General features: G+C 39.5%; 11 protein-coding genes and 1 pseudogene. 9 read left to right on the top strand and 3 right to left on the bottom strand.

From position 1 onward, the window contains the following. The first annotated feature begins 10 nt into the window (after positions 1 to 10). The 5 genes from QNH10_RS13860 (at position 11) to QNH10_RS13840 (ending at position 2,675) form a co-directional block, all read left to right on the top strand. Positions 11 to 349: an SMI1/KNR4 family protein gene (locus QNH10_RS13860; RefSeq protein WP_283731991.1), complete on the top strand. Its 339-nt coding sequence runs from the start codon at positions 11 to 13 to the stop codon at positions 347 to 349. Positions 350 to 386: 37 nt separating this feature from the next. After that, a complete protein-coding gene (locus tag QNH10_RS13855) occupies positions 387 to 578 on the top strand; it encodes a hypothetical protein (protein ID WP_283731990.1) in 192 nt (63 codons plus the stop codon). A 16-nt stretch (positions 579 to 594) separates the two neighbouring features. Then, complete coding sequence (locus QNH10_RS13850; protein WP_283731989.1) at positions 595 to 1,110, top strand: GNAT family N-acetyltransferase; 516 nt, start codon at positions 595 to 597, stop codon at positions 1,108 to 1,110. Positions 1,111 to 1,198: 88 nt separating this feature from the next. Next, complete coding sequence (dacB, locus tag QNH10_RS13845) at positions 1,199 to 2,350, top strand: D-alanyl-D-alanine carboxypeptidase/D-alanyl-D-alanine endopeptidase (protein WP_283731988.1); 1,152 nt, start codon at positions 1,199 to 1,201, stop codon at positions 2,348 to 2,350. Beyond that, positions 2,331 to 2,675, top strand: coding sequence for a D-alanyl-D-alanine carboxypeptidase (locus tag QNH10_RS13840; protein WP_283731987.1), 345 nt, complete (start codon positions 2,331 to 2,333; stop codon positions 2,673 to 2,675). The genes dacB and QNH10_RS13840 overlap by 20 nt, the downstream gene beginning before the upstream one ends. Before the next feature lie 249 nt (positions 2,676 to 2,924). On the opposite strand, the gene ilvA is transcribed toward QNH10_RS13840, so the two are convergent. Then, the gene (gene ilvA / locus QNH10_RS13835; protein WP_283731986.1) at positions 2,925 to 4,196 is read right to left on the bottom strand and encodes a threonine ammonia-lyase IlvA; all 1,272 of its coding nucleotides are present in this window, start codon (positions 4,194 to 4,196) and stop codon (positions 2,925 to 2,927) included. Positions 4,197 to 4,666: 470 nt separating this feature from the next. Here ilvA and QNH10_RS13830 point away from each other — a divergent pair, with 470 nt between their 5' ends. The 3 genes from QNH10_RS13830 (at position 4,667) to QNH10_RS13820 (ending at position 7,216) form a co-directional block, all read left to right on the top strand. Then, the gene (locus QNH10_RS13830; RefSeq protein ID WP_283731985.1) at positions 4,667 to 4,819 is read left to right on the top strand and encodes a hypothetical protein; all 153 of its coding nucleotides are present in this window, start codon (positions 4,667 to 4,669) and stop codon (positions 4,817 to 4,819) included. Continuing rightward, positions 4,816 to 6,099 (top strand): amidase, encoded by a 1,284-nt coding sequence (locus QNH10_RS13825; RefSeq protein WP_283734647.1) that lies wholly within the window; start codon positions 4,816 to 4,818, stop codon positions 6,097 to 6,099. The genes QNH10_RS13830 and QNH10_RS13825 overlap by 4 nt, the downstream gene beginning before the upstream one ends. Positions 6,100 to 6,241: 142 nt before the next feature. After that, positions 6,242 to 7,216 carry a proline dehydrogenase family protein gene (locus QNH10_RS13820; RefSeq protein ID WP_283731984.1) on the top strand — a complete coding sequence of 325 codons (975 nt, stop codon included), beginning with the start codon at positions 6,242 to 6,244 and terminating at the stop codon, positions 7,214 to 7,216. Between the two features lie 55 nt (positions 7,217 to 7,271). On the opposite strand, the gene QNH10_RS13815 is transcribed toward QNH10_RS13820, so the two are convergent. Together QNH10_RS13815 and QNH10_RS13810 are read right to left on the bottom strand one after the other, a co-directional pair. Continuing rightward, a complete protein-coding gene (locus QNH10_RS13815; protein ID WP_283731983.1) occupies positions 7,272 to 8,288 on the bottom strand; it encodes a DUF1646 family protein in 1,017 nt (338 codons plus the stop codon). Positions 8,289 to 8,444: 156 nt separating this feature from the next. Then, positions 8,445 to 9,935, bottom strand: a complete 1,491-nt coding sequence (locus tag QNH10_RS13810) for a peptide MFS transporter (RefSeq protein WP_283731982.1) — start codon at positions 9,933 to 9,935, stop codon at positions 8,445 to 8,447. Between the two features lie 369 nt (positions 9,936 to 10,304). On the opposite strand from QNH10_RS13810, the pseudogene QNH10_RS13805 reads away from it, so the two are divergent. After that, positions 10,305 to 12,193: pseudogene (locus tag QNH10_RS13805) on the top strand (ABC-F family ATP-binding cassette domain-containing protein). Positions 12,194 to 12,319 lie beyond the last annotated feature (126 nt).

Below are 12,319 nucleotides of genomic sequence, written 5' to 3'. Positions count from 1 at the left end.
CGTACAACTGTTGAAAAAAGTAAATGGTGGAACTGTAAAAGAAACGCATCGAGCATTTCCTGTGGATTTTCCTATTGAAAGCGGAGATGGATTCATTATGGTAGAAGAAATCATGGGAGCAAACGAAGAAGGTTTGTTGTTAAGTGATTATTTCATACTGGAATGTGGCCTGCCCGAGGGGCTTGTCCTATTCTCCGGTAGCGGACATGCTTGGGTCGGTTTTAATTATAAAAATCGAGAGGTTCCAAATGTTGTCTATGTAGAGTCGGATGAAGGAAGTGGGAATAATCTCCATGTGATTGCGGACACTTTTACCGAATTCATCAATATGCTGACAGTGGTAGGGTGATAGTGAGTAATAAGTTTAATCTGGAGGTAAATAAGCTATGGATATGATCTTTGCAGTTATTGGTTTTTATTTTATGCCCATATTGGCCATCATTTTTTGTGTCAATCTTGTAGAAATAATAAAAAAAGTAAAGAATGAACAACAAACTACTACTAATACTTTTTGGATGACAACAGCATTTATGTTGATTGTATGGACGATCTCAGTATTGGTTATTGCGACTTCCTAAAGAAAAGGGTGGGAATTTGGATATAAAAATAAAGTTTAGACACGATATTAAACTTAGGCCTATAACGATGGAAGATTTCAGTTGTGTTGCAAAATGGAGTAAGGACAATGTATTTTGCATAGCGAATGGATGGGATTTGAATAGGGATGAGCAAGAATTGTTTAACTGGTGGGGGCGTTGCGTAAACAATGACTCAGAAGGTTTTTTTCGAATCGGTATTGAATTGGAAAGCAAGTTAATTGGATATGCGGATTTGGCTTGCATAAATGGGAATTCTGCTGAAATAGGCATTGCAATTGGAGACAGTACTCTTTGGGGGAAAGGTATAGGATCTGATTCCTGTAAACTTCTGATGAATTATGCCTTTAAGCATTTTGGAATTACGATTTTCAATGCGGAAACCCATGAAACGAATCTTCGCTCAAGGAAAATGCTTGAGAGCATAGGATTCCAAGAAGCAAGCAGAATTGGAACAGAGGAATATTTAGGTACGGATAGCAAGTTGATTCAATATAAATTCATATTCAATTAAATCTGCAGATACTATCTTTAAAACTATTTCTCTCTTAAACATAAAATGGTAGACTGAAAACGACAACTTAGATGAAGGGGGAAACAGTTTGATTTTCAGAAAAGCCGCTATGGTCATTGTCGCCATAGTGATGTCGTTTGCTGCTGTGTTCACGGTCACCCTAAAAGATTCTGTAGTACAAGCTTCAAGTCACTACCAGTCAATGGAAAAAAGCTTAAATGCGATTATGAACGATTCCATTATGAAATCCGCCAATAGTAGCGTCACTGTCCGAAAGGCTTCAACAGGGGAGATTATTTATCAGTCGAACGCCGGAAAGAAAGTAACACCAGCCTCTACACTAAAACTATTAACCTCTGCCGCTGCATTGGAAACACTAAGTGAGGAATATCGATTCCGTACGGATTTACTTACGGATGGCACTATTTCAAAAGGGGTCTTAAAAGGAAATCTTTATCTACGTGGGCAAGGCGATCCGACGCTTTTGAAGACTGATTTGGATCAGTTTGCTGCGACCCTATCGAAAATGGGGATAAAGCAAATAACTGGCGATTTAGTCGGTGATGATACTTGGTTCGATTCTATTAGACTATCACCAGGTATTGATAAAGAGGACGAAACGCATTATTACGCTGCACAAATATCTGGTTTGACGCTCTCGCCGAATACCGATTATGATGCCGGAACGGTAATCGTGGATGCAAAACCGGCTAAAAATGGCTATAAGGCGAACGTTACGTTGAGCCCAGCTACGAAAATTGTCACTGTCGTCAATAAATCAAAAACTGTCCCAAAAGGATATAAAAATACGTTGTCTATTAAACGACAACCCGGAACGAACACAATTCTTATTTCAGGCAATGTGCCGGTGGGTAGTGCTGGGAGTAAACAATGGGTTACCGTATCAAATCCCACGGCCTATACGCTTGATGTCTTTAAACAATCATTGGCATCCAAAGGGATTAAATTTGCGGCCACTTCGAAAACAGTCAGCAGACAAGTTCCGGCAAATGTTTCAATTATCACATCTAAACAATCGATGCCATTGAAAAACTTAATGAAACCATTTATGAAGTTAAGCAATAATACGCATGCGGAAATTTTAGCGAAAACAATGGGGCGGAAAGTTTATGGGACAGGCAGTTGGAATTCAGGATTACGAGTTATGCGCGAATACGCGGAATCCATCGGTCTAAATCCTTCTGAGTGGGTCTTTGAAGATGCTTCGGATTCTCCATAATAACAAAGTGACGTCCGAACAATTGACGGAATTGCTTTACCAAGTTCGGCGTGCACCATGGTACGGCAGTTTTGTACAAGGACTTCCAATTGCAGGGGTAAATGACAGATTTGTCGGTGGGACGTTGAGAAACAGATTAACTACTGCCCCCGTTAAAGGAAAAGTCGTTGCGAAAACAGGAAACTTAAACAGTGTGAGTTCACTGGCCGGTTATGTAGAAACGAAAAAAGGGGAGACGCTCATTTTCACCGTTCTAACTCAAGGACAAACGAAAAGTACAATCCCTACAATTGATAGAATCGCAATGATTCTTGCAAATTCATAAATCGAAAAAGAAATGAAAACGCACCTGTCCGAATGGATAGGGTGTTTTCATGTTTGCCCGGCGAATTGTTAAGGTGCCTGTGCAGCACACAATCGAGAATATTCATCGAATATACATGAAAAGGTTGACTAATTACAATAATTCATACGAATTTTTTATATTTAAGCATAACTGCGAATTGTCATAAATGTGTCGTGCACAGGTACCTTTACAATCATAAATGTACCATGCACAGGTACCTTTACAATTTTATATCAACAGTTCAAACAAAGTACTGTCCTTATTTACTTCTGTGAAGGGGAAGCCACTTTGTTTCATGCGTTGCAAGAGGCCGGCGTGATCTTCTTTTCTTTTTAATTCAATTCCGACGAGTCCCGGTCCGTTTTCTTTGTTATGCTTCTTTGTATATTCAAAGGTAGTGATATCATCATCCGGTCCTAATACGGTATCGAGAAACTGTCTTAAAGCACCTGCCCGTTGTGGGAAATTGATGATGAAATAATGGAGTAGGCCTTCATGCAAAAGAGATTTCTCTTTAATTTCCTGCATACGGCCAATATCATTATTCCCGCCACTGATCACACAAACTACTGACTTTCCTTTTATTTGATCTTTAAAGTAATCGAGTGCTGCAATTGGAAGTGCGCCAGCCGGTTCAGCGATAATTGCGTGTTCGTTATAAAGAGTTAAAATGGAGGTGCATACTTTGCCTTCAGGTATAGCTACAATCTCATCAACGTATTTCCTGCAAATTTCAAAGTTATGAGTGCCGACACATTGTACAGCTGCTCCATCTACAAATTTATCAATATGGTTGAGAGTTGTAATTTCGTCGTTTTCAATGGAGGTTTTCATACTGGCGGCTCCCTCGGGCTCTACTCCAATCATTTTTGTTGCAGGGGAAAGGTTCTTAATATATGTACTGATACCTGACATCAAACCGCCTCCACCGATACTTGCAAAAACGAAATCGATTGGTTCCTCGATGTCATTCATCACTTCAAGAGCGACTGTTCCTTGACCAGCGATGATATCTAAATCATCGAATGGATGGATGAAGATTCGGCTTTCATCTTCTGCACAAATTTTCGCGTGCTTTGATGAATCGTCAAAGGTATCTCCGACAAGAATAATCTCGACAAAGTCTTTTCCGAACATCGCCACTTGATTGACCTTTTGTTTTGGTGTTGTCTGCGGCATGAAGATTTTTCCGCTGATGCCTAATTGGGCACATGCATATGCTACGCCTTGTGCATGGTTGCCTGCACTTGCGCAAACGATCCCTTTTTCTCTGGCTTGACTTTCAATACGTTTGATTTTATAAAATGCCCCTCGTAATTTGAATGAACGGACATGTTGTAAATCTTCACGTTTTATATAGACATGGCAACCATATTTCTCTGAAAGTCGTTTGTTCTTTTGTAAAGGTGTATGTACAACGACATCTTTGAGGAATTGGTTAGCAATCAAGATATCCTCCACTTGTACAGTTTTAGAGTCGCTAATAGCGGTCTTGGTCATAAACTTTTTCCTCCCATTTTCATTATGTAGATTTAGTTATAATTATGAGAATAACATAGAGTAGTCCGTAATTGATAGTTAATTTTAACGAATCCCAAAACAATTTTTATTCAGTTAAATATGTAAGCGTTTTCTTTATAAGAAAATCAAATGACTAAAAACCATTGACGATTAATGAAAATTGGCGCATCCGTTTAGGACTTAAAAGAGTAGGGAATTTATAGTATGGAGTAGGATCTACCGAAGGGAGTTGGAGTCATGCAAAAATGGGATAGTAGGCCAGAAAAACCAGATCGTATGCAATGGGCAGCATTAGGTGGGGCATTCGTTATTATTCTTATCGTCATCTTTATGAATTTAGTCTAACAAACAGAGGCTTCTTACCTGAAAAGGGAGGGAGCCTCTGTTGTTAATATTGCCTATATTAACTATAATGAATAGAATGACAATTTGGAATGGGGAGCTGGGGGATGATGGAGGCGGTTGTTGAAAAGGTTGGCATCCTAGATGCCGATGCGGTTCAAATAGGTGAAATGATTCAGAGAAAAGAAGTTTCTGCTGTATCTATAACTGAAATTTTTATTGAACGGATGAAGAGAAAAATCCGACCGTCAATTTTCTGACGGAAGATCGTTTTGCTGCTGCGTTAAATGAGGCGAAAATGGCGGATGAAAACTTGTCAGGTGGGCAGGTAAAGGGAGCTTTATACGGCGTTCCAATTACTATGAAAGAATGTTTTGATGTGGAAGGAATGCAAACAACTGGTGGCTTGAAAAGTAGGAAAGGACAGGTGCAAAATCAGGATGCAGATGTTGTTTCCAAGTTAAGGGCAGAAGGTGCGATCATACTTGGCAAAACCAATACACCTGAATTATGTTTTTGCCAAGAGACGGACAATAAATTATATGGAAGAACGAATAACCCATGGGATATTAAACGTACAGCGGGTGGCTCGAGTGGCGGGGAAGGGGCCGCTATTGCACTTGGCGCAGCCGCGGTTGGCCTTGGGTCGGACATTGGTGGTTCAATCCGTTTTCCAAGTCATTTTAATGGTGTGATAGGTTTTAAGTCAGGAAAAGGGCAAGTGTCCCAAGTCGGTAGTTTTCCATATGTAGAAAACGAATTGCAGCAACGAATGTTAGGAATTGGACCGATGGCCAAATCTGTTCGGGATGCAAAATTGGTATATGGCATTATTGCCGACAGGAAGCCGGAAGATCGAAATCTAAAAGATTTTTCGGTTAATGTATTCAGGACGATGTCGCAACCTATTTCAAGTGAAACAATAATGCTGTTAAACACAATCTATTTGAAGCTGAAAAATACGAATTTTAGAATTGACACCGAACCGCTTCCACTCCTTGATGAGTCAGCACTTCTTTGGCAGGAAATCATGTCGATCGATGGCGGTGAATCCACAAGGAAGATTGCATTTGATCAAAAATCTGGAAATCCTTACACTGCTTATCTGAAAGAAAAAACGACTAAAAATTCGACTATTCACCGCTATTTATCATGGGCTTTGATAGGGGCATCGCTTTTCAAGCCATCCGCCAAGCGAATTAATGAAATTCATCATCTTATAAAAACTGGTGATGCAATTTTAGAAGAATACTTGGAAGGTCGATTGGTAATTATGCCAGTCTATCATACGGCTGCTCCGCTGCACGGAACTGTCTATAAAGAGATATTTTCAATTAGAAAAACGTTTTTGAAATACATGCCTTTCGTTGCCTATGCAAATACTTGGGGACTTCCCGCTTTAACAGTTCCGGTAGGCTCTGACAACGACGGGATGCCTATTGCCATTCAAATCATTGGAAAGAATGGTAATGAAGATGCGATATTTAAACTCGGATCCTTTATTGAAAAGGAATTTGGCGGGTATAAAAGGGTTGACTGATGAAAAACGTGTCCAAGGTTATTTGGACACGTTTTTTGTTGTGAATAATTGTACCTTTCACTATACTTAATTAGTGTTGAAGAAAGAATGCTATGTTATAATTCAGATTGGAAAAAATAATTATTCTAGAGGAGTAATGGATATGATTTTAAAAGACTTCTTTATGGGACTTTCTCAAAACCAGTTTTTGAATAGTGCAGCGAAAAAATACGGCTTAAAATTAGGTGCTCAAAATGTAGTGGCAGGAACGAATATTGCCGAGACGATTGAAAGCATCAAAGAATTGAACAAACATGGTATTTCTTGTACTGTCGATAATTTAGGCGAGTTTGTCTATGAAAGAGGGGAAGCGACAGCTGCGAAAAACCAAATCATAGCTGTCATTGAAGCTATCCATGAAAACGGCGTAGATGCTCATATTTCATTAAAGCCATCTCAATTAGGCATGGACATCGATTATGATTTTTGTAAAGAGAACATTGAGGCGATTGTTTCAGTGGCGAAAAATTATGGAATCTTCGTTAACTTCGATATGGAAGATTATGCACGTCTGCAACCATCGTTTAACTTACTGGACGAGCTATCCGTTACGTATGATAACATCGGAACTGTCATTCAAGCATACTTTTTCCGTGCGGAAGATGATTTGCATAAACATAAAAATTATCGTCTAAGAATTGTTAAAGGGGCTTACAAAGAGTCTCCAGAGAATGCATACCAAGACAAACAAGATATTGATACGAACTACATTAAACTGATCGAATGGCATTTACTGAACGGTAAATTCACTTCAATTGCAACCCATGATCATAATGTCATCAATCATGTAAAACAATTTGTTAAAGATAATAATATTCCAAATGACAAATTCGAATTCCAAATGCTTTACGGTTTTAGAAAGGAAATGCAATTGGAATTGGCGAAAGAAGGCTATAACTTCTGTACATATGTGCCGTTTGGACAAGATTGGTATGGCTATTTCATGCGTCGACTTGCTGAAAGACCTCAAAATATGAACCTTGTTGTTAAACAAGTATTCACTAAAGAAACAAATACGATGATTGGTCTCGCGGCAGGTGCTTTCTTGTTAGGACGTTTAACTAAAAAGAGAAAATAAAATTAACGTAAAAAAGCGGGTTGTCACAAAAAATCGTGACAGCCCGCTTTTTAATTTAACCAAAAATAACAATTACAACGAAGTAAATAACCATAGCGATAAGACCGACCGGTACACCGAATTTGGCCCACTCGCCACTTTTAATGTTTAACTTTCCCGCAGCGATGATATTCGGTATATTACCAGGGATGAGCATACCTCCACTAATCAGAAGTCCTAAAAGAATCGCTTTAATTGTTGGTTCATCCATCTCTTGGCTGATTTCCGCGGCGGCAAGCGTTGCATTGTCAAGCACAGCTGAAATCATATTAATCCAGTAAAGGACGTATGGACTAAGGCCTAACAAGAACCTTTCGATGAATGGTTCAAAACCTGCACCTAACAAAGTCAAAGCCATGACAAACAGATAAATCTTAAATCCACGAATCAGAATCTCAATGAATGATTCTTGTCCTTGTTTTGCCTTCAATCCGATACCTTTTTTGGAAGGTTTAATCATGAAGGCCGCGAGAATTCCGAAAGCTATAACCCCGGGAATTACATCTGGACCTATTAATCGTAATAAATAAAAGAAATCCTCATTCAATTTACTTGTAGCAATCGTGGAAAGAGGTTCACCGACCGGTGTCAAAACAGCCCCCATTCCAATTGAATAACATGCAAGGATAACAAGTCGTACTTCGGATTTACGGTCGAGTTGCAAGACACCTACAATCGCCACTAAAACAATTGCAGCGATGATTGCTGTAATTAGACTGGAAACGATTCCAAGTACAATTACGACGAGGGCGAGAAATAGCCTATAAGGGATTGTTCGGCTAATTCCCCTAATCCCTTTTTCAAAGGGTCTTTGAAGCCATTTGAATAACAACCCTGCAATAATGACTGCAAGGGTAATATGTATTGGATCTTCAAGAGCTTTAAGTAGTAAAGCCTTGTCCAAGACACCGCTCACTATGACTGCAGCGATACCCATTATGAATAGGAATGCTTCCAAATTGCGTTCAACAAATGGAACTGTGAAAGGCAAAAATAAAACCAATATCAAAATAATCGATAAACCTACAATCAAGTATTTTCCCTCTTTTCTATAAATTTAATTAATACGCCTATCATAACACTCAAGATCCTCTGTAGAAATACTTTTCCTTAAAAAACCCGGATTTTTTACCAAAGGAAAAAAGCATAACCGCGAATGGGTCATGCTTTTCTTCATGCGACAGCCTGCCTAATGCACACCTTTCATGAATCTTTGAATGACAGGAGACGCTGCAAAAAGGATTATGCTTAATACGATTGCAACGCCACCAATGATACCGAAGTATAACATTTCGGTTTTATCAGAATAGAGCTTCACGAGCTGAGCGTTTAATGCTTGAGCGGCGGCATTAGATAAGAACCAGAGGCTCATTGTTTGTGCAGAGAAAGCTGCGGGCGCCAATTTAGTAGTTGCAGATAATCCAACAGGAGAGAGACATAATTCACCTATAACAAGAATGAAAATGCTTAAGGCGAGCCACAATGGGTTCACTAATTTGTCGGTTCCACCAAAATAAGCTGGTAAAAGAATGACGATGAAAGAAAGCCCGGCGAACAAAATCCCTAATGAAAACTTTTGTGGGATCGAAGGTTGCCGTTTACCTAATTTTATCCAGAGCCAAGCAAATACCGGTGCCATAGTAATGATGAATAACGGATTTAACGATTGAAACCACGCAGGTGATATATGAAACCCGAATGCATCTAAATTAGTTCGTTTGTCTGCATAAAGGGCAAGGATAGTAGATCCTTGTTCCGCAATTGCCCAAAACATGACAGCGGCAAGGAATAACGGAATATAAGCAATAATTCTCGATTTCTCATCTGCCGTTGTTTTTGGACTTCTGTACATTAAAAAGAAGTAAGAGAAAGGTATCACAAAGCCCAAAATACCAACGAGAGCAATGAATGAGTTAAATGTTAACCACCCATTAGGAATGGTAATGAACAGTAAAGCAACTAAAACAACTACTCCTATAACAAGATTTTTGACAAAACGCTTTCGCTCAGTAGGGCTAAGTGGATTTGCAATTTGCGTGCCAGCTAAACCAAGATTCTTTTTTGTAATAAGGAACGTAATAAGTCCAACGAACATACCGATAGCCGCAAGACTGAATCCAAGGTGGAAGTTATAGTCCAATCCAATTGTCCCAACAGTTAAAGGCGCTAAAAAACCACCCATATTGATACCCATGTAGAAGACGCTGAAACCGGAATCGCGACGATTATCGTGAGTTGCATAAATGTCACCAACAATACTTGAAATGTTTGGCTTTAAAAGACCTGTCCCTAAGACGATCAATACCATAGAAGTGAAAAACATTGTTAGATTGCCGGGAAACGCTAAGACGATATGTCCAAGCATTATGAAAATACCGCCGTAAAATACGGCTTTCGATGTGCCAAATATGCGGTCTGCCAGCCATCCTCCGATAATTCCGGACATATAAACGAGCGAGCCGTAAATCGACATGATTGCCAATGCGGTTGGTTCGCTTAGGCCTAAACCGCCTTTAGAAACTTCGTAGTACATATAGAAGACAAGAATTGCCCTCATTCCGTAGTATGAAAAACGTTCCCAAAATTCAGTGAAAAACAGAGTGAACAATCCTTTTGGATGTCCGAAAAAACCTTTTTGAGGTACGCTTTCGACAATTTGTTCTTTGGATAGTTGAGCCATTTGGGATTTACCTCCTTTACGTTTAATTATTATATAAACAATTTAATTGTATTGTCAAAATAAAAATCGTTATCTTAAAATGTGTTTTAAGCATGATAATGGTGTGTTTTCAGATATATAAATGTCGGAATAAAACTATAATTATATATTGATTAATTTAGTTTTTGTTCTAAATAATTTACCTTTCCACTCTCTTATCATCTCCATCACGGTGAAGGTGATACCGTTTGTTTTTTAGATTCAATTCGAATGAATGTGTAAACCACTTTTTTTTGACGTTCATTTCGATACACAAGGCGATCGTATTCAAAAATCCACGAAAATGAGCTATCATTAGAGTAAGCAGTTTGTAGAAATGGATGTGTTGTCATGAGCCAATTAATAGTTGAAAAGCTTACAAAAAGCGTGGGTGAGAAGACGTTGTTCCGGGATGTCTCCTTTACAATAGTCCAGGGTGAGAAGTAGGTTTGATCGGGATCAATGGAACCGGTAAGTCGACGCTACTTTCTATTATTGCTGGTACAGAAGAATCGGATTCAATGAAGAAGGAACATCCGAATAACTATACGATTTCTTATTTACCCCAAGTTCCGAATATCAATCATGATAAGACTGTCATGGAAACTGTTTTTATGTCAGATGCGCCAATCATTAAATTGAATTTGGAGTATGAGCATGCACTTGCTGCGTTGACGGATGATCCCTCATCAGAAGAGAAACTACAACGTTTTTCCCGTATGCAAAATGAGATGGATGCACGCTCGGCATGGGATTTAAATACTAAGGCCAGAATGGTGCTGACAAAATTAGGGATTGAAACATTTAATAAAAGGATGGGAGAGCTATCCGGGGGTCAACAGAAGCGGGTATCGTTGGCTAAAGTACTTATAGAACCTGCTGATCTATTGTTATTGGATGAACCTACGAACCATCTTGATGTCCAGTCGATCACTTGGTTGCAGGATTATTTGAAAAACGAAAAAGCTGCAGTCGTTTTCATCACGCATGATCGTTATTTCTTGGATGCTGTTCCCACTCATATCTACGAGTTGGCGGATAAGACGCTTTACGCACATTCCGGCAATTTCGCTGATTATTTGGAGTCGAAAGCGATTCGAGAGGAAATGGCAGAGGCGACTGATGCGAAAAATCGAAACCGATATCGCAATGAATTGAAATGGATCAGACGGGGAGCAAAGGCAAGATCCACAAAACAGAAAGCACGCATTGGCCGTTTTGAAGATCTTGAAGAAAAAGTTAAGAAGGATAATTCTTCAACCAATATGGATGTTGCGTTGAAAACCTCCCGTCTTGGTCGAAAAGTGATTGAGCTTCATGAAGTTTCCAAATCTTATGGAGACAGGAAAGTAATTGATGGATTTAATTGTCTATTGCAATCGGGCGATCGTATTGCAATGGTAGGACCGAACGGGGCCGGTAAAACGACATTGATGAAATTGATTGCAAAAGAATTGGAACCGGATAGTGGCTACCTTGAAATGGGGACCACTGTGAAAATTGCACATTTCCATCAACAGCTTCCCGAAATGGATGGGAGTAAGCGTATAATCGAGTACATACGCGAGACATCTAATGATATCGAGGATAGCAACGGAATTCGAATTTCGGCGACACAAATGTTGGAAAGATTCCTTTTTCCGACTTCATCACATGGTACGCCAATCGGAAAGCTTTCTGGTGGTGAAAGGAAGCGCCTATATCTATTGAAATTACTAATGGAACAGCCGAATGTTCTTTTATTAGATGAACCGACGAATGATTTGGATATTGAAACACTATCGGTACTTGAATCCTTTATCGATACATTTCCTGGAGTGGTTCTTACGATATCCCATGACCGATTTTTCTTGGACAGGACGTCGACGAAATTATGGGTACTCGACGGTTCGGGAAATATCGAAACTTTATACAGCATCTATACCGATTATTTAGAGGAAAAAGCATTACAAAAAACGGAAGAGCCAAAAATTGAAAAAAGTGTGCCAACCCGTACAGCAATTGAACCAGAAAAACCGAAAAAACGAATGACGTATAGCGAGAAAATGGAATGGGAAACGATTGAATCTGATATTGAAAAGAAAGAAGAGGAAATTGCTGCAACTGAGGCAGAAATGATGTCGTCGGGTGCTAATTACGATCGTGTGAGTGAGTTGACTAAGCAATTGGATAAGCTGAATGCAGAATATGAACATCTGATAGAACGGTGGACGTATTTGCAGGAAATCGCTGAATCATAACAAAAGCGGAGGGCGCCTGATTAGAGGCGACAGGCATAAGGCGAAGATGCGGCGTGGCGGTTTTTGCCACAAAGCAGCTTTGACTTATGACCCCGAGACTCTGGCGCCCGAAAAGTAGATGATAAG

This window comes from Sporosarcina thermotolerans (assembly GCF_030067815.1).
Taxonomy (GTDB): Bacteria; Bacillota; Bacilli; order Bacillales_A; family Planococcaceae; genus Sporosarcina; species Sporosarcina thermotolerans.
This window is presented reverse-complemented; position numbering and strand designations above follow the sequence as displayed.

What these genes read in the sequence shown, in the direction of transcription:
- QNH10_RS13855 (WP_283731990.1), top strand. Translation starts at nt 387, where the DNA reads ATGGATATGATCTTTGCAGTTATTGGTTTTTATTTTATGCCCATATTG.
- QNH10_RS13840 (WP_283731987.1), top strand. Translation starts at nt 2,331, where the DNA reads ATGCTTCGGATTCTCCATAATAACAAAGTGACGTCCGAACAATTGACG.
- ilvA (WP_283731986.1), bottom strand. Translation starts at nt 4,196, where the DNA reads ATGACCAAGACCGCTATTAGCGACTCTAAAACTGTACAAGTGGAGGAT.
- QNH10_RS13830 (WP_283731985.1), top strand. Translation starts at nt 4,667, where the DNA reads ATGATGGAGGCGGTTGTTGAAAAGGTTGGCATCCTAGATGCCGATGCG.
- QNH10_RS13820 (WP_283731984.1), top strand. Translation starts at nt 6,242, where the DNA reads ATGATTTTAAAAGACTTCTTTATGGGACTTTCTCAAAACCAGTTTTTG.
- QNH10_RS13810 (WP_283731982.1), bottom strand. Translation starts at nt 9,935, where the DNA reads ATGGCTCAACTATCCAAAGAACAAATTGTCGAAAGCGTACCTCAAAAA.